This is a genomic window from Methylopila sp. 73B (assembly GCF_000526315.1).
Lineage (GTDB): Bacteria > Pseudomonadota > Alphaproteobacteria > Rhizobiales > Methylopilaceae > Methylopila.
The window spans coordinates 722,420-740,068 of the sequence record NZ_JAFV01000001.1 but is presented as its reverse complement, the minus strand read 5'-3'; the positions used below and the strand labels follow the sequence as shown (position 1 = coordinate 740,068).

The following is a 17,649-nucleotide window of genomic DNA, read 5'->3' as shown; positions in this document are numbered from 1 at the left end:
CATGATCGATGAACGCTCTGGACGAGACGTCGCTTTCGGACCCAGCCCGCATCATCGCCCCCGACCGCCGCCCCCCGGCGGCATGTTTTTGATAAAAATGGAGTTATTAAGCCCCGTCCCGAAGTATTTTTCCGATCGAAATACCCGCAAAGATTGGCTTGTGCGGTAAGCGTAACGCGGCCGTTCACCTGAAGGAGGTAGTCCAGGCCTCGAAAGGCATAGAGAGCGGACGTAAGCTTCCAAACGGCCAAGGGCGGACGGAGCCCCGCGCCGGCGCCGCCGGAGCCGCCGCTCCGGAAGGCGTAGAGGCGCCGCCTGCACTTCCTCCATCGGCCCCGTTGCGGCGGCCGCCCACCGACCGCCTAGATCCGCCTCGGTTCAAATCGGGGCGATGCGATGAGCGGCGTGACGGCAACGCCTGTCGATGTTGCGATCCTCTGCCGGGGGACGGCGGACGTGGAGGGCTGCGCGGCGAGCGTCCGGGCGCAACGGCTCGGCGGCATGCGCATGCTGATCGTCAGCGACGGCGGGGAAAACGACCAAATTGCGCGCGACCTCGCGGCCTCGCGCCCTGACCTCGTCGCCCTCCCCCACGACGACGCCGCCGCCGAACGGCGCTGGGCGACCGGAGCGCAGGCGCCGTTCCTGCTCACGCTTTCAGCCCGCCAAAGGCTCGTCGCCGGCGCCGTCGACGCGGCGCTCGCTCTGATGACGTCGCGCCTCGATGTCGTCGTCGGCTTCAGCCCATGCGCGGAGGCGGACGAGACCGCGTCGTCCGCGATCAACGACTGGCGCATCGACGACGGCCTCTCGGCGATACGCCGGATGTGCGGGGTGGCGAGCGCGGCTCTGGGCGATGGACCGGTGATCGTCCGCGCGCCGCGCAGCGCGCCGTTTGGGCGGTTCGGGAACGAAGGCGCGCGGCTGGGCGCCTGGCTGCGGCTCAGCCTCCGGGGCGCTGTCGCGGAATGTGCTGCGCCGCTCGCGGTTCGAGCCCCCGCAGAGGTCGACGACGACGCCGGCCCGCTCCGCAGCCTGGACGCACGGCGCGAGGCCTTCGCCGCGTTCTTCCGGACGGACGGCCGACGATTGGCCGACGCGGCCGCGCTCGCCCGGCTTGCGAACCTCCGGCTGGCGCAGCAGGCCTATTGGGCGGCCTGCGCTGAGCGGGCCCGGGGCCACGCGACCGCGAGCGGCGACCTGCTGCGCTTCGCCCGCCGGCTGGCCCCGGCTGCCGGTCCCCGCGCGTGGGGCCTGCTTGACGCGGGGGGACCGCCGCCCGCGCCGGAGTCCGGTTGGCTTACGGCGTTCTGCCGACGGCTCGCGCTCGAGGTGTTTCCTTGAACGGGAGCGGCACGGTCGTCCGCCGCATCGCTCTTGCGGTCTCGGCCATGTGGATGTCGCGGCTGGTCGCCATCGCCCTTGGCCTCGTGCTGATGCCCGCGCTGTTCAAGAGCCTGCCCAAGGCGGAGCTCGGCGTGTGGCTGCTGCTCAGCCAAAGCGGCGTCATGTTGCTCATGCTCGATCTCGGACTGACCTCGACGCTCACGCGCCGCTTCGCGTTCCGGCGGGGCGAGGCGACCGGCGGACCGGAGGAGCCGCTCACCGCGGAGCACGCACAGGCCTTCGCCGCGCTGATCGCCACCGGACGCGTGCTCTATCGAGGGATCGCGGCGAGCGTCGGCCTGCTCGCCTGGGGCGGCGGCCTGCTGTTCATCACGACGCTCGGGCTCGACGAACCGCTGCGCCGCGAGGCCGAAATAGCCTGGACGATCATCTGCGTCAGCCAGGCGATCGCTCTGTCGAACGGCCTCTGGACCGCGGTCATCGCGGGCCTAGGCCATGTGGCGCCGATCGCGCTGCTCTCGACCGGGATGACGAGCCTCACCCTGCTCGCCCAGACCGCGGTGGTGTGGGCGGGCGGCGGGCTGGTCGCGCTCGCCGCCATCGGGGCCGCAGGCAACGTCGCCTTCCGTATCTTCGCGATCGTCTACCTCCGGCGCAACGAGCCCGCCGTGGGCGCTGACAGCGGAGCCTGGAGCCGAGTCGAGGCGGAGACCCTGCTGTCGCCGTCGTTGAAGTACTTCCTGACCGAAATCGGCGCGATCCTGCTGACGCGCACCGACCAGTACTTTATCGCCGGCTATCTCAACCCCGAGCGTATCCCGGAGTACTTCGCCTCCTACACGCTCGCCTTCAACGCCGCGGTGATCGCGATCGCGATCGGCGACGCGGCGAACATCTACGTCTCCCAGCTCTGGCGCACGACCGCGCGCGACCGCGTCGCGCCGCTCGTTCTGAAAAGCATGCGAATCGGGATGGGGTTGATGGCGCTCGCGACGGCGCTGCTGCTCTTCGCCGGAGACGCCATCATCGCCGCCTGGCTCGGCGCGGGGCACTACGCCGGGCTGCCGCTGATGGCGACCTTCTGCGCGATGCTTCTGGTCTACACCCAGCAGAGCCTGCTGTTCGGGTTCTCCCGCGCCACCGAAAACGAGATCTACGCCTCGATCTACCTTGCGGCGGGCGCGCTCAACGTCGCGCTCAGCTTCATGCTGGCCCCGATGCTGGGGCTCGTCGGCGTCGCGCTCGCGACGTTGCTCGCCCAGCTCGCGACCACGGGCTGGCAAATTCCCGCGACTGCGCTTCGCCGGCTCGACATCCCGTGGCGGGTCTACGTCGCGCAAGTGCTCGCGCCCGTTCTCGCGCTGTTCATCGCGGCCGCGGCGTCGATGGCGGTTGCGGCCGCCTGGACGGCGCATGTTGGGTCCCTGCCCCGCGCTCTCGCCTGCGCTGGCGCCGGCGGCGTGGTGGCGCTTCTCGGGTTCTGGACGCTGGTGCTTGACCGCAACCTCCGCGCCATGGCGCTCGGGCGAGCGCGGCGCGCATTCGGGCGCCGGCTTGTCACCGACGCTTGAGGTAGCCAGCCTCTCCCCGCCTACCTCCTTCGCCCGCCTCCCCCTCTCCGCAGCCTCAAAGGCGGAGGTCCGCTCGGCTGAAATCATAGCTCCCGGCGCAGTTCGAGGGCCGTCTAGCGTTCGGACGACCACGGCGGTCCGCCGCCCGACACAGGCGACGCGACTTGCGCCTCGGACCGACGAGACGGGATTCCATGACCTCGTACGCTCCCCAGCTCCTGAACGCCTTCCTTCTGACCGTCGTGCTCGTGGCGGCGCTGCGCGCCGCGGCGGTTCCGCTCGGCCTCGTCGACCGGCCGGACGAACGCAAGCGCCACATCGGCCAGGTGCCCCTCGTCGGCGGGCTCGCGATGTTTCCGGCCTTCGTCGTGGCCTCGCTCTCCCTGGCGCCGGACCTCAGGGTTCCCTGGAGCGCCTTCGCGGGATTCGCGGCCTTCGTAGCCATCGGCGCGGCCGACGACCGCTTCTGCCTGCGGGCGGCGCCCCGCCTGCTGATGCAGTTTGCGGCGGCGGCGCTGGCGATCGCGCCGGCGGGCGTCGTGGTGGAGCAACTTGGCGGCGGCTGGGACGCCGGGCTCGCCCTCGGCGCGCTCGCCCTCCCCTTCACGCTGGTCTTCGTCGTCGGGCTCGCCAACGCCTTCAACATGGCGGACGGGCTGGACGGCCTTGCGGGCGGCGTGGCTGCGGGCGCGCTGTTCTGGCTCGCGATCACCGCCATGGCGCTCGAGCGCACGGCGGCGGCGATCCCGCTCCTTCCTCTGCTGTTCGCCGTGCTCGGCTTCCTCGTGTTCAACCTGCGCCACCGCTGGCGCGCCCGGGCGTCCGTGTTCATGGGCGACGCCGGCAGCCTGCTGCTCGGCGCGGGCGTCGCCTATTTCGTGGCGACCTTCGCCTGCGGGGACGGCCGTGTCGCGTCTTTCGTCGCGCTGCTCTGGACCTGCGCGCTGCCGATCGTCGAGACGCTCAGCCTGATCGTCCGCCGCCTTGGCGCGCGGCGAAGCCCGATGGCGGCGGACCGGCGCCATCTGCATCACATCCTGGTCGACGGCGGCGTCCCGGCCGGGCGCGCGACGGCGCTGATCGTCGGCGCGTCGTTGGCCCTAGGGGCGGTCGGCTTCATCGGAGCCGTCGCGCAGATCGACGACGCCGCGCTCTTGGCTGGCCTGGCGGCCGTCGGCGTCGGCCATTCCCTGTTCGTCGTCTACGCCCCGCAGCGCCTCCCGGCTTGGCTCGTCCGCCCCCCGCGCGCCGACGCGGCGCTGTCGTCCCGCACCCCCGCGAACCAGCAGGGCGCATGACCCGTGCGCCAGACCCGTCTTGAAAGGGCTACCGGAATGATCCCCGTCTCCGTCGTCATCCCGACGCGCAACGAAGCGGCGAACCTCGCCCACTGCCTCGAGGCCCTGCGCGGCTTCGACCAGGTTGTCGTCGCCGACAGCGCGAGCTCCGACGCGACGGTCGCGATCGCCGAGCGCTACGGCGCCTCCGTCGTGCCCTTCACATGGAACCGGGCCTACCCGAAGAAGAAGGAGTGGTCGCTCCAACATCCTATCGTCCGCAACGACTGGGTTCTGATGCTGGACGCGGACGAGATCGTCTCGCCGGAGCTCGTCGACGAGATCGCGGCGCTCATCAAGAAGGGGCCGCCATGCGCCGCCTACTTCATCGAAGGGCGCTTCGTGTTCCTCGGCGAAGCGCTGCGCTTCGGCCACCGCAACTGCAAGATCATGCTGGTCGACCGCCGCAGGACCCGGTTCCCGCACCCCAACGATCTCGACGTGCCCGGCGGCTGGGAGGTCGAGGGCCATTATCAGCCGCTGATCGACGGCCCGATCGGCCGCATGCGCGCGTCGCTGCTGCACTGGGATCGCAAGCCCGCCGCCGCCTACTTCGGACGCCATGACCTCTACGCCGACTGGGAGGCGCGCCTCGCCGAACGGGGCGTTCTCGCCAAGCTCACCGAAAACGAAAGCTGGACGCGGCGCGCCCTGAAGACAGCGTTCCGCGTCACGCCCTGCCGCTGGCTGGTGGCCTTCCTGCATTCCTACGTGCTCAAGCTCGGCGTCCTCGACGGCGCGGCGGGCTTTCACTTCGCGATGGCCCGGGCGTTCTACTACTGGCAGATCGCGCTGCGCCGTCGCACGCTCGCCGCCGACGCCCGGAACGCAGGCGAGGCGCGCAACGTCGGGGACGCGCAGATCGCGCCCCTTCCCGTCGCCGGCCGGAAAAGCTGACGGAAGATGGGGGCGCCCCCTCCCCAGGGCCTTGCTCCACGCTCCGACCGCTTTCACGGACGTGCTGGCCGGGCCGTCGCGATGATCTGGGCGGAACGCGCGACCGCCGCCCTGGTCGTTGCGGCGGCTTGCGCCGCATGCGCCCTCACCGCTGCGGGCTATGTGCTACCGACGGCGGACGCCCCCGGTCCCGCGGACGTCATCGTGGTTCTCGGGGGCTTCGGGCCGCCGCGCGCGGAACGCGCCGCGCGCCTCTTCGCCGACGGAGGCGCGCGACGGATCCTCGTCGCCGGGGCGGGCGACTGCGACGCGATCCGCGACATGTTGATCGCCCGCGGCGCGCCAGCCGGCGCCGTCGATACGGAATGCGCCTCGCGCTCGACGCTTGGCAACGCGCGGCGCGCGGTTCCGCTGCTTGCCGGCGCGAGGTCGGTGATCCTCGTCACGCACTGGTATCACCAGCGCCGCGCGCTCGCGTGCTTCCGCGCGAACGCGCCTTCAATCGCCTTCGCCGGGGCGTCGGTCCGACGCGAGCTGCCGCGCTGGCGGCTCGGCTGGACCGGAGAGCCCGGGGCGGTTCTAGCTGAATACGCGAAGATCGCGTGGTACGCGCTGCGCTACGGAATCGTGGCCTGGACCGATCCTGTCGGGGCCAAGCCATGACCTGGATGCTGGTGGCGATCCTGGCGGCGCTCTGCCTCGGCCTGCTGGTCGAGGGCCTGGTCCGGCCCGGGGGCGTCTACGAGTTTCCATTTCTCGCCGCCGCCATGTCGACCGCCTTTGTGCTCCCGCAGCTGCCCGGACTGGTGGACGGCCCCTTCCTGCCGGACGGCGGGTTCTCGGCCGCCGTGGTCTTCACCGTCGCCTGCCTTGGAGCGGCGCCGCTGGGATGGCGCCTTGCGCGTCGCCCGCTCCTACGCCAGATCGTTCCGCTCGACGAAACGCGCCTGCTCCTCGCCGCCGCCGCGCTGTCGGCGACGGGCGCGGGGTTCTACGTCGCGGTCGGACGCCTGCCGCCCGAGGAGACGGTGTCGGTCGCGATCAGCGGCTTCCCCGTGGTGCTGCTGTTCTTCTCCAAGATGCTGGTCTACGGCTTCGCGATCGCGGTGCTGTGCGCCGCGCGCCGGCCTTCTCTGCCAGCCCTCACGATCGCGCTCGCCGACTCGGCGCTCTACCTCGACCGCGTCTACGTGACGGGCAAACGCGGCGAGGCCTTCGAATTCGTGCTGCTGATTGCGCTCGCGGTTTGGTTCCAGCGGCGGCGCGCCCTGCCCCGCGCTGCGGTCGCCGCGGCGCTCGTGCTCGGCATGACGGCGCTCGGCAGCACCGAGGATTACCGGAAGATGACCCGGCGCGGCGAGACGCCCGGGATCGCCGAGATCGCGTCGATAGACTTCGTCGGCAACTTCAAGACTCTGCTCGCGGACGGCGGCTACGAGTTCCAGAACGCCGTGATGCGGATCGACCTGACATCCCGGAACCAGGCCTTCGACTATGGGCTGTTCCACTGGAACGAGCTCGTCATGACCTTCGTCCCGTCTCAGCTCGTGGGCGAGTCGCTGAAACGTTCGCTGATCGTCAGCGTGTCCGGCGCCGCCGACCGCTTCTACGAGCCCAAGTTCGGAACCACCGACACAGGGATGGCGGACGCGTTCGGCTCTTTCTGGTGGTTCGGCGCGCTGAAGTTCCTCGTCGTCGGCTGGATCATGCGCCGCATCTATCTCAGCGCCATGGCGGGGGACGCCGCGAGCCAGCTGCTCTACATGCTGAGCGCGCTGCCCGCGATGCACATCTTCTCGCACCACACCAACTGGATCGTTGCGGCGTGGGTGCAGATGGCGCTGTTCGTAGGCCCCGCTCTCATCTTCGCCGCGCGTCGCCGGCCGCGCGGCGCGACGGCGGCGGCCTGAGATGGCGGACGCCCCCACGCCCCCGCCCGGCGCCATCAATTTTCGCGCCTTGAACCGGCCGACGTTCAGCCGTCGCCAGCGGCTGGCCCGTCTCGGCTGGCGCGCGCTGTGGCTCGTGGCGGCGCGCTGGACGCCGCCGCCGCTGTTCGCCTGGCGCGCCGCCGTGCTCCGGCTTTGCGGCGCCCGCATCGCGCCGGGCGCGCGCGTCTACCCGAGCGTCGCGATCTGGTGGCCGCCGAACCTCGCCATGGGCGCCCACGCCTCCCTCGGCCCGGGCGTGATCTGCTACGACGTCGCGCCGATCACGATTGAGGCCTACGCGATCGTGTCGCAGCGGGCGCATTTGTGCGCCGGCGGCCACGACATCGACGATCCGACCTTCCCGCTGGTCGCGCGTCCCATCGTCATCGGCCGCGGCGCCTGGATCGCGGCGGAGGCCTTCGTCGCCCCCGGCGTCACGCTGGGCGAAGGCGCCGTGCTCGGCGCGCGCGCGGTCGCGACGCGCGATCTCGCGCCCTGGACCGTCTACGTCGGCAACCCCGCAACCGCCGGCCGCCAGCGCCGGCGCGACGGGGCCGCCCATCCGGCCCGGCCGAGCGCGGCGGCGGCTGAGTAAGCGTTTTAGCCAGGTAAACCTTTGGAGGTAGCGCCCCGCGTGCGGTCATGACCAAGGCGGTAAGCGTTCAAGCTTCGAAGTGCGGTTGCATCCCTCTTTTCATGATCTATCCCTGAATGAAACCCGCCCGTAGCTTGGCCCGACAACTTCACAAGCGCGTTATCGGGGACGTTTCATGTGCCTGAAAAATGTAACGATGGGAGAAGGCACAGTCGTGTATCATCCCGACCTCGTAAACCTCTATGACTGTTCCATTGGTTCTGGCACTCGCATCGGTCCTTTCGTTGAAATTCAGAAGAACGTCGAGATAGGATCTTCCTGCAAGATTTCTTCGCACTCGTTTATTTGCGAAGGCGTGACGATCGAAGATCAAGTGATGATCGCCCACGGGGTGATGTTCACCAACGGGCTGTACCCGGAAGCCACCAACGGCGACGGGTCGATGCAGCAGGACGGCGACTGGGAGCTGTCGACCACGCTCGTGCGCAGCGGCGCCTCGATTGGCTCCAACGCCACCATCGTGGCCGGCGTCACCATCGGCTTTGGCGCGCTCGTCGGCGCGGGCGCGGTGGTGACGCGGGACGTGCCGGACTTCGCCATCGTGATCGGCGTGCCCGCCCGGGTCGTCGGCGATGTCCGCGACCGCGCCGAACGCTCGAGGATCATGCGTTCCCACCGCAGACCTGCGGCCGCAAACGGGAGCGCGCAGTCGTGATCGGCGTCGGGGTCGTGGGCTACGGCTACTGGGGTCCGAACCTCGCACGCGTCGTCGGAGAGACCGAAGGCTGCCGGCTCGCCGCCATCGCGGACGCCTCTCCCGCCGCCGGGGCGCGCGCCGCCAAGCGGCATCCCTCGACGGCGATCACGAGCGATTGGCGCGCGTTGGTGAGGCGGCCGGACGTGGACGCCGTCGTGGTGGCGACTCCCGTCCACACGCATTTCGACATCGCCCTCGAGGCGCTGCGCGCGGGCAAGCACGTGCTCGTCGAGAAGCCGATGACCCAGACCGCGCGGCACGCGGAGATCCTCATCGACGAGGCTGCGCGGCGCGGCCTCGCACTGATGGTCGACCACACCTTTGTCTACACGCCGGAGGTGCAGAAGATCAAAAGCATCGTCGAAAGCGGCGATGCCGGCGAGATTTTTTACTACGACTCGACGCGCATTAATCTTGGCATGTTCCAGTCCGACGTGAACGTGATCTGGGATCTCGCCGTCCATGACCTCGCCATCCTCGACAGCCTGTTCGGCCTAACGCCGCTCGCGGTGTCGGCCAGCGGCGCCGGCCACATCCTCGGATCGCCCGAGAACCTCGCCCACGTCACCATCTTCTTCGAGGGCGCGATGACGGCGCACCTCAACGTCAACTGGCTCGCGCCGGTAAAGGTCCGCCAGACCTTCATCACCGGCAGCCAGAAGATGATCGTCTACGACGACCTGCAGCCGAGCGAGAAGGTGAAGGTCTACGACCGCGGCGTGACCTCGGACGGCGAGCAGGACGACGCCTATCAGCGCCGCGTCTCCTACCGCATCGGCGACATGTGGGCGCCGCACGTGCCGATCCGCGAGGCGCTCCGTACCGAGTTCGATCACTTCCGCGACTGCATCCTCACCGGGTCGACGCCGCTCACCGACGGCCGGAGCGGGCTCGCCGTCGTGCGCATGCTGGAAAGCGCGACGCTGTCCATGCGCCAGCGAGGGCATCCGATCGACCTCGAACTCGGAAAGGTCGCCTGATGATCCCGCTCATGGACATGACGGCGCAGTACGCGCCGCTCGCCGAGGAGATCGAGGCCGCCGCTCTCGGCGTGCTGCGAAGCGGCCGCTACGTCCTCGGGCCCGAGGTCGAGGCCTTCGAGGCCAGTTTCGCCGCGTTCTGCGGGGTCGAGCACGCGGTCGCCGTCGACACCGGGACATCGGCGCTGCATCTCGCGCTGCTCGCAGCCGGAATCGGACCCGGCGACGAGGTGATCACGACCCCGGCGACCTTCGTCGCCACCGTCGCGGCCGTGCTCTACGCCGGCGCCGTTCCGGTGTTCGTCGACATCGATCCCGCCACCTGGACGATCGATCCGGCCCGGATCGAGGCGGCGATCACGCCCAGGACGAAGGCCGTGCTTCCGGTGCATCTGCATGGACGGCTGGCGGACATGGCGGCGATCCGCCCGATCGCGGAGCGCCATGGCCTGGTCGTCGTCGAGGACGCGGCGCAGGCCCACGGCGCGGAGCGGGGCGGCGTGCGGGCCGGCGCGTTCGGCGACATCGGCTGCTTCAGCTTCTACCCCGGCAAGAACCTCGGCGCCTGCGGCGAAGGCGGCGCCGTCGTCACCCGTCGTCCGGAGCTCCGGGACGCCGTCCGCTGCCTCCGCGACTGGGGCCAGGAAGGCCGCTACAACCACGTCCGGCCCGGCTTCAATCACCGCATGCACGCGGTGCAGGGCGCCGTGCTCGACGTGAAGCTCAGGCGGCTCGATGCCTGGACGGAGGCCCGCCGCGCGGTGGCCCGGCGCTACGACGCCGGCCTTGCGGGACTGGGCGTCGGCCTGCCGGCGCCCAGCGACGGCGCGGACCACGCCTACCACGTCTACGCCATCCGGACCCCCGAGCGGGAGCGCGTGCAGCGCGCGCTCGCGGAGGCCGGCGTCGGCACGGGCGTCCACTACCCGCGTCCGGTCCATCTTCAGCCGGCCTACGCCTCGCTTGGGCATGGGGAAGGAGACTTCCCGCACGCCGAGGCTCTCGCGCGGGAGACGCTGTCGCTTCCGATCTTCCCCGAACTCAGCTCCGCCCAGATCGACCACGTCTGCCGGTCGGTGGCGGAGGCCTGCTGCGGCGTCCGGGCGGCCGCCGAATGACCGACGCGCCCCCGCCCCGACCTGACCCTCAAGGAGATGCGCGAATGCTCGATCCTCAAGGCGTTCTGAACGGCAAGCGAGTCGTCGTGACTGGCGGCGCGGGCTTCGTCGGCTCCCACATCGTGCGCCTGCTGGCCGGTCTCGGCGCGGGCGAGATCGTCGCCGTCGACAATATGTGCCGCGGGCGGCCTGCGAATCTCGCCGGTCTGCTCGACGACCCGCGGGTGAGCCTGGTGCGGGGCGACATCCGCGACCGCGCGCTGATGGCGAAGGTGATGGAGGGCGCGGACACCGTCTTCCATCAGGCGGCGCTCCGGATCACCCAATGCGCGGTCGAGCCGCGGGCTGCGCTTCAGGTGATGGTGGACGCCACCTTCGACCTGATCGAGCTCGCGCTTTCCGCCAGGACTCGCAAGATCGTCATGGCGTCCTCGGCGTCGGTCTACGGTCATGCGACGAGGTTTCCGACCGCGGAGGATCACCACGGCTACGACAACCGCACGCTCTACGGCGCGGCGAAGATGTTCGCCGAGGGCATGCTGCGGTCGTTCGCCGACACCGGCGGCCTGAACTACGTCGCGCTGCGCTACTTCAACGTCTACGGCCCGGGCATGGACATCCACGGCCGCTACACCGAGGTGCTGATCCGGTGGATGGAGCGGATCGAGGCGGGCGAGCCGCCGATCATCTTCGGCGACGGCCTGCAGACGATGGACATGCTCCACGTCCATGACGCGGCCCGCGCGAACATCCTCGCCGCCGTCGCCGACGCCTCGGACGTCGCGCTCAACGTCGGCAGCGGGACCGAGACCTCCCTGCTGGAGCTCGCGACCCGCCTCGCCGAGGTCATGGGGCGGCCCGGCCTGACGCCGACCCACGGGCCGGAGCGCGGCGTCAACCCGGTCCCCCGTCGGCTGGCGGAGGTGTCGCGCGCCAAGGACCTCATCGGCTTCGAGACGCAGACGCCCCTCGCCGACGGCCTTGCGGGGCTTGTCGCCTGGTGGCGGTCCGAGAACGGCGCGCTGCGCGCGCAGGGAGCGGCGGAATGATCCCGATCACACGACCGGTGCTGGGCGGCGCCGAAACCATCGCCGCCACCCGCGTCATCCGCTCCGGCTGGATCACGCAGGGTCCGGAGGTCGCCGCCTTCGAGGCGGACTTCGCCGCGCGCGTCGGCGCGGCCCACGCCTGCGCAGTGGCGAACTGCACCGTGGCGCTGCAGCTCGCGCTGATCGTCGTGGGGGCCGGCCTCGGCGACGAGGTCATCCTGCCCAGCCACACCTACATCGCCTGCGCCAACGCCGTCCGGCACTGCGGCGCGACGCCGGTGTTCGTCGACGTGGAGCCCGGTGGGTTCAACATCGACCCGGAGGCGATAGCCGAGGCGATCACGTCGCGGACGCGCGCGATCATGTGTGTGCACCAGATCGGCATGCCGTGCGATCTCGCCCGCATCCTGCCCATCGCGCAGGCGATGGGCGTGCCGGTGATCGAAGACGCCGCTTGCGCGATCGGCTCCCGGATTGAGGTGGACGGTCGCTGGGAGGAGATCGGCAAGCCGCACGGCGACATCGCCTGCTTCTCGTTCCATCCCCGGAAGATTCTGACCGTCGGCGACGGCGGCATGATCACGACCTCGAACCCGGAATGGGACCACAGGCTGCGGTTGCTTCGACAGCATGGAATGAGCGTGCCGGACACGGTGCGCCATGCCAGTCCGCTCCCGATCGTCGAGAGCTATCCGGTGGTCGGCTACAACTATCGCATGACCGACATCCAGGCCGCGATCGGCCGGGCGCAGCTGAAGCGGCTGGACGACATCGTCGCCAGCCGGCGGTCGCTCGCCGCCCGCTACCGGGTGCTGCTGCGGGACATCGCCGTCGAGTGCCCCGAGGAGCCGGCCTGGGCGCAGTCCAACTGGCAGAGCTACTGCGTGCGCCTCCCCCGCGACGTGTCCGCCTACGAGGTGATGGCGAAGATGCTGGTCGACGGCGTCGCGACGCGGCGCGGCGTCATGTGCATCCACCAGGAGGCGGCCTATGCCGATGCCCCCACGCCGCATCGGCTGTTCTTCTCGGAGCGCGCCCGCGAGGAGTGCATCCTGCTGCCGCTGTTCCCGCGCATGTCCGAACGCATGCAGCGGCGGGTCGCCCTGACGCTCGACGCCGCGATCGCGAAGACCCGCCGCTCGACGGCGAGGGCCTTCGTCGCGCCTCCGGCGACTCTGCGGGGACTTACCATTTGACCTCGCTGTCGACCCAGCCTTCGGCGGAGGAGCCGGGGATGCCACTGAACGGAAGTTCCGACCTTCCGGAGCTGATGACGCCTCCGACCCTGCCGCTGCGGCCCGGCTTCGCCCCGGGGCGCCTGATCCAGCTCGCGCGCGAACGCATCGCGCGCCTCGACCTCAATCTCGGCGGGTTCACGGTGCTCACCGAGGCGGCGAGCGGCGTATACGGCGTCACGCCGATCATCGCGGCGATGGCGGGGGCGCGACGCGTCTATGCGGTCGCGCGCGACAATCGCTACGGCGCCTGCGTCGACGCGATCCGGTGGTGCGAGCGGCTCGCTGTGCTTGCGGGCGTCTCGCAGCGGGTCGCCGTGCTCGAACGCCTGCCGGAGGTGCTCCTCGGCGAGATCGACATCGTGACGAACAGCGGCAATCTCCGCCCCATCCAGGCGGCGACGATCGACGCCCTGCCCCAGCGCGCGGTCATCGCGCTGATGTTCGAGGCCTGGGAGTTCCGCGAGGCCGACATCGACCTCGCCGCCTGTCGGCGACGCGGCATCCCGCTCGTCGGGGTCAACGAGCGGCACAGCGACGTCGACGTGTTCAGCTATCTTGGACCCTTGGCGGTCCGCCTGATGCACGACGCCGGCGTGCCGGTCTACGGCAGCAAGGTCGCGCTGCTCTGCGACAACGACTTCGCGCTCTACGTGACCGCGGGGCTGATCGGCCAGGGCGCGCAGGTGACGGAGGCGCGATCAGCCTCGGGCCTGAGGGGCGAGGGCTACGACGCCGTTCTCGTCGCGCTGAAGCCGTCGGAGACGGCCGACCGCATCGACGCCCAGGACGCTGCGCGTCTTGCGGCGATCGCGCCGCACGCGATCGTCGTTCATCTGTGGGGCGACATGGACCGCGCCGCGCTCGCCCGGCACGCCCTCACCGTGTGGCCCGCCGAAGCGCCGGCGCTCGGGCATATGGCGATCCTGCTGTCCGCCATTGGCCCGGACCCGGTGGTGCGCCTGCAGGCCGGCGGCCTGAAGGCGGCGGAGATCGCCTTCAGGCGCACGACCGCCGACCGTCCGGGGCTTGCCGAAGCCGTATGACGCTCAGGCGTGACGGACCCCATTGCCGCTTGACAACATACGTTTAAGACTTTTCTCGCCCTCGCAGTAAATCACAGGCGCATTGGAAGTCGCCCCGCGCATCATGCAAAGCTGATAGCGCGGCTTCGAGAAGCTCGCATTTCCTCGATTTCGATACGATGTTGTCTTAATTCAATACGGATCAGCAACGACGCGCATGTTCCCAGGGTTGCAATGCCCGCTGGCGTCTTTTCTTCTGACACTGCGCACGTCCTTGATCCAGGCCGGCCCGCGACGCAGCGTCAAGCGGCCGGACGTCTGAGAATATAGACTTCACCGTCGCCCGTGCTAATATATGACTTGGTATCCAATATCATTTCATCAGGCAGCGCATCGAACACGCCATGCTTTCGTCCGGGCCTCACGGTCCCCTGGTTCGTAAATTCCACGCTCTGGCCAATTGGAGCATCGACGAACAGGACGCAATACGGAGTCTTGGAGCCCGCCGAAGGCGCGTGGAGGCTCATCAGCAGCTTGTTCGCGAGAACGATCCCATCGACGACGTCTTCGTGGTGCAGTCCGGTTGGACCTGCATCTACAAGCTTCTTCCCGACGGCGGGCGCCAGGTGCTCGCATTTCCGCTTCCGGGCGATATCGTCGGCGTCAGCTCTCTCACTCTGGGACGCGCCCTGATCGCGCTCGAGAGCATCAGCGAGGCGGAAGTCTCGCCGCTTTCAGCCGCCGCCCTCGCCCGCGTTCGGACCAACCATCCGCGGGTCGCCCGGGCGCTGGATTGGTCGCACGCTCGCGACGTAGCGATCCTCACGGAGCATCTGGTCAATCTGGGACGACGCAGCGCTCTGGTTCGCACCGGGCACTTCATCCTCGAGTGCGCCGAGCGGCTGCGGCTGCTCGGCTTCGACACCGACGGCGGGTTCGACCTCCCGCTGAACCAGTATCTTTTGGCCGATGCTCTCGGACTGACCTCCATCCACCTCAACCGCGTGCTGAGACAATTGCGCGAAGCGGACCTCGCCACCCTCCGCTCGGGCAAATTCATCATCCACGACATCAAGGCGTTGCGGGAGCTCGCGGGCTTCGACGGCGCCTATCTCGCGCCGCCGCCCCGCATGCCCTGACGGTCGGCGGTCGTGCGGCTGCGGTCCTGCACCCGCCCCGGCGCTTGCGTCCGACGAAACGGACGCCGCCGCACGCTCTCTATTCACAACGCCGTACGCCCGAATTGCGGCGGATATACCAATATCAGACGGCTTACGTCCCAATATATTCCGTTTAGTTTTTCCTTATCGGGGCGAAATACAAACGAATGATAAGTCGCGTCTTGCTCCGCCTTGTTCAAATCAGGCAGGAGAATTTCCATGTTCCTTGGACCCAAGGTGTCGAAAACGAGAGCCCGCGAAGCCGCGGCCGCCCGCGCCAATCGTCTGGAGATCGTCAAGGCGCTGTCGATCGGGCAGATCGACCGCCGCGACCTGTTTCGCTGGGGCGTCTTCACGGCGACCGGCGCGCTCGCCTGCGTCAACGGCCTCAGTCCCTATGCGACGAGCGCCTATGCGCAGGTGCCGACCGGCACGCCGCGCAGCCCGCTGTTCGGCGCCAAGAAATTCACGACGGCGATGTACCGGGCGCTGCCGCAAAACCCGATCCCGCTCGTCGCGAACAGCGCCGGCCACGCGGTCTGGCGCACGGAAGACGGCGATCCCGAGCCCCCCGCAATGCGGCTGTCCTACCATGAGCTCTACAACCAGAGCCGCGGAGCCGCATGGGTGAACCCGATGACCGGACGCGGGCCGATCGAAGGCCGGCCGCCCGGCGAATTCTTCGCGCACCAGCGCTGGGACGAGTTCTTCCCCAAGGTCGGCTATCTCATGTCGATGGGGCAGATCCAGGCGAGCGGCCACTACGCCGACGGCTGGCCCGACCAGGAGGAGAACGCCGTCTGGTCGTTCGGCCCCCGCCGCCCGGGCGCCCGCTGCGAGCTGCGGGGCAGCCGAAACGGCTACGGCTACCCCTGCCTGATCAAGGCGCGGTACGGCGAGCCGATCCTGAACCGCATCTACAACGACCTGCCCAACGATCGGACGGCCAACGGCGGCTTCGGCCGCAACGAGATCTCGACGCATCTCCACAACGCGCACAACGGCGCGGAGAGCGACGGCGCCTGCAACGCCTATCACTTCCCCGGCACGTTCTATGACTATCTCTGGAGCAACACGCTCGCGCGGCGCGACCGGCCGGACCTTTGGCTTAGGTCCGACCCCAACCACCTGCTCAAGGCGTCTGGACCCGACGACGGCGACGGTCTCGTGCCTGTCGCCGGAGACTTCCGCGAGCTTCAGAGCTCGCTCTGGTTCCACGACCACCGCTTCTTCTTCACCGCGGAGAACGTCCACAAGGGCAACTTCGCGGTCTACAATCTCTACAGCGGCCCGGACCGCGGCCGGGAGGACCTGAACGACGGGATCAACCTGCGACTGCCAAGCGGCTCGTTGCTGCCGTGGGGCAACACCGACTTCGACGTCAACCTCGCGATCTCCAATCCCGCCTTCGACCAGGACGGGCAACTGTTCTTCGACATCTTCGACACCGAGGGGTTCCTCGGCGACATGCTGTGCGTCAACGGCCAGTATGCGCCCTACTTCGAGGTGCTGCCGCGGCGCTACCGCTTCCGCATCCTGAACGCGTCCATGGCGCGGTTCGTGAAGCTTGCGCTCGCCGTGAACCGGAGCTCGAAATTCGCGCGCCAGACGCCTGCGCCATTCCATGTCATTGGGAACGACGGCAATCTGCTGGTGCGCCCGGTCGCGGCCACTCAGACCGACGAGATCGGCGTCGCCGAACGCTTCGACATCGTCATCGACTTCTCGACCTACAAACCCGGCGACAGCCTGTATTTGCTGAATTTGCTCGAGCAGGTCGACGGGCGGAAGCCGAAGCGCGCCGTGACCCTCGCGAGCGCCTTCGGAAACCTCGCCACCGACCCCTGCGTCGGTCCGTTCCTCGAGTTCCGCGTGGTGGACGAGGTCCGCAGCGTCGACGACCGCAGCAAGACCTACAAGCTCGACGACGGCGTCCAGGACCTCAGCGTCGACTTCAACCATCCCGACTGGGCCTCGGGGCGCAACACCCTCACCCAGCAGGTGCCGGTCGTGGCGCCTGTGCGCGAGCGGGTGTTCACCTTCGGACGCTCCGGCGGCGGCGACAGCCGGAGCAAGACGACCGGTCAGTGCACTCCGGACTGCCCCGAAACCGCGACCTTCCCATGGTCGATCAAGGTCAACGGACAGGCGGCGCACACCTTCAACGCCAACCGGATCTCGGCGCTGATCCCGCGGCCGGGCGAGGTCGAGCACTGGACGCTCGTCAACGACGGCACCGGCTGGGACCATCCCGTGCATCTGCACTTCGAAGAGGGGGTCACGATCGACCGCGGCGGCGCCGCGATCGCCCCGACCGAGCTGCTGGCGCGCAAGGACGTGTGGCGGCTGCGGCCGGGCGGGCGGGTCAAGTTCCAGGTCCGGTTCGGCGAGTTCGGCGGGTCCTATGTGGCGCACTGCCACAACACGACCCACGAAGACTTCGCGATGCTGATGCGGATGCAACTTCAGACGCCGACGCCGAACGACCCCGCTTACAAGGGTCAGCCGCAATACGTGCCCACCATGACGCCGCTGCCGACCCCGGACGGCGTGATGTGGAAGTATCCGGAGATCCTGCCGGAAGCCGACCCGACGAAGCGTCAGTTCTCAGCGACGCTTCAGGCGGCGTTGAAGTAGCGCGGGAGCA

14 protein-coding genes and 1 pseudogene are annotated in these 17,649 nt (G+C 69.2%); all 15 read left to right on the top strand.

Annotated elements, in window-relative coordinates; genetic code table 11:
• The first annotated feature begins 405 nt into the window (after window positions 1–405).
• The 15 genes and pseudogenes from K244_RS0103580 to K244_RS0103510 all read left to right on the top strand — a co-directional run bounded on the left by K244_RS0103580 (window position 406) and on the right by K244_RS0103510 (window position 17,639).
• Window positions 406–1,344, top strand: a complete 939-nt coding sequence (locus K244_RS0103580) for a hypothetical protein (RefSeq protein WP_197027141.1) — start codon at window positions 406–408, stop codon at window positions 1,342–1,344.
• Window positions 1,341–2,918 (top strand): hypothetical protein, encoded by a 1,578-nt coding sequence (locus K244_RS0103575; protein WP_020184874.1) that lies wholly within the window; start codon window positions 1,341–1,343, stop codon window positions 2,916–2,918. Before K244_RS0103580 ends, K244_RS0103575 begins: the two co-directional genes overlap by 4 nt.
• A 194-nt stretch (window positions 2,919–3,112) precedes the next feature.
• On the top strand, window positions 3,113–4,216 hold the full coding sequence (locus tag K244_RS0103570) for an MraY family glycosyltransferase (protein ID WP_020184873.1): 1,104 nt from the start codon (window positions 3,113–3,115) through the stop codon (window positions 4,214–4,216).
• A gap of 36 nt (window positions 4,217–4,252) precedes the next feature.
• Complete coding sequence (locus K244_RS0103565) at window positions 4,253–5,152, top strand: glycosyltransferase family 2 protein (RefSeq protein WP_020184872.1); 900 nt, start codon at window positions 4,253–4,255, stop codon at window positions 5,150–5,152.
• Between the two features lie 81 nt (window positions 5,153–5,233).
• Entirely contained in the window at window positions 5,234–5,815 is a 582-nt protein-coding gene (locus K244_RS0103560) for a YdcF family protein (RefSeq protein ID WP_020184871.1), read from the top strand.
• Window positions 5,812–7,062 carry a hypothetical protein gene (locus K244_RS0103555; RefSeq protein ID WP_020184870.1) on the top strand — a complete coding sequence of 417 codons (1,251 nt, stop codon included), beginning with the start codon at window positions 5,812–5,814 and terminating at the stop codon, window positions 7,060–7,062. Before K244_RS0103560 ends, K244_RS0103555 begins: the two co-directional genes overlap by 4 nt.
• Before the next feature lie 6 nt (window positions 7,063–7,068).
• Window positions 7,069–7,678, top strand: a pseudogene (locus K244_RS21425) (putative colanic acid biosynthesis acetyltransferase); the annotation flags it as partial.
• A 175-nt stretch (window positions 7,679–7,853) separates the two neighbouring features.
• Entirely contained in the window at window positions 7,854–8,393 is a 540-nt protein-coding gene (locus K244_RS0103545; protein WP_024816291.1) for an acyltransferase, read from the top strand.
• The gene (locus K244_RS0103540) at window positions 8,390–9,415 is read left to right on the top strand and encodes a Gfo/Idh/MocA family oxidoreductase (protein WP_020184867.1); all 1,026 of its coding nucleotides are present in this window, start codon (window positions 8,390–8,392) and stop codon (window positions 9,413–9,415) included. Before K244_RS0103545 ends, K244_RS0103540 begins: the two co-directional genes overlap by 4 nt.
• A complete protein-coding gene (locus K244_RS0103535) occupies window positions 9,415–10,533 on the top strand; it encodes a DegT/DnrJ/EryC1/StrS family aminotransferase (RefSeq protein WP_020184866.1) in 1,119 nt (372 codons plus the stop codon). The genes K244_RS0103540 and K244_RS0103535 overlap by 1 nt, the downstream gene beginning before the upstream one ends.
• Before the next feature lie 44 nt (window positions 10,534–10,577).
• Entirely contained in the window at window positions 10,578–11,582 is a 1,005-nt protein-coding gene (locus K244_RS0103530; RefSeq protein WP_020184865.1) for an NAD-dependent epimerase/dehydratase family protein, read from the top strand.
• Window positions 11,579–12,778, top strand: a complete 1,200-nt coding sequence (locus tag K244_RS0103525; protein WP_020184864.1) for a DegT/DnrJ/EryC1/StrS family aminotransferase — start codon at window positions 11,579–11,581, stop codon at window positions 12,776–12,778. The genes K244_RS0103530 and K244_RS0103525 overlap by 4 nt, the downstream gene beginning before the upstream one ends.
• A 38-nt stretch (window positions 12,779–12,816) precedes the next feature.
• Window positions 12,817–13,863 carry a hypothetical protein gene (locus K244_RS0103520; protein WP_020184863.1) on the top strand — a complete coding sequence of 349 codons (1,047 nt, stop codon included), beginning with the start codon at window positions 12,817–12,819 and terminating at the stop codon, window positions 13,861–13,863.
• A 494-nt stretch (window positions 13,864–14,357) separates the two neighbouring features.
• Window positions 14,358–14,981, top strand: coding sequence for a Crp/Fnr family transcriptional regulator (locus K244_RS0103515; protein ID WP_020184862.1), 624 nt, complete (start codon window positions 14,358–14,360; stop codon window positions 14,979–14,981).
• Window positions 14,982–15,221: 240 nt separating this feature from the next.
• Complete coding sequence (locus tag K244_RS0103510) at window positions 15,222–17,639, top strand: multicopper oxidase domain-containing protein (RefSeq protein WP_020184861.1); 2,418 nt, start codon at window positions 15,222–15,224, stop codon at window positions 17,637–17,639.
• Window positions 17,640–17,649: the final 10 nt, after the last annotated feature.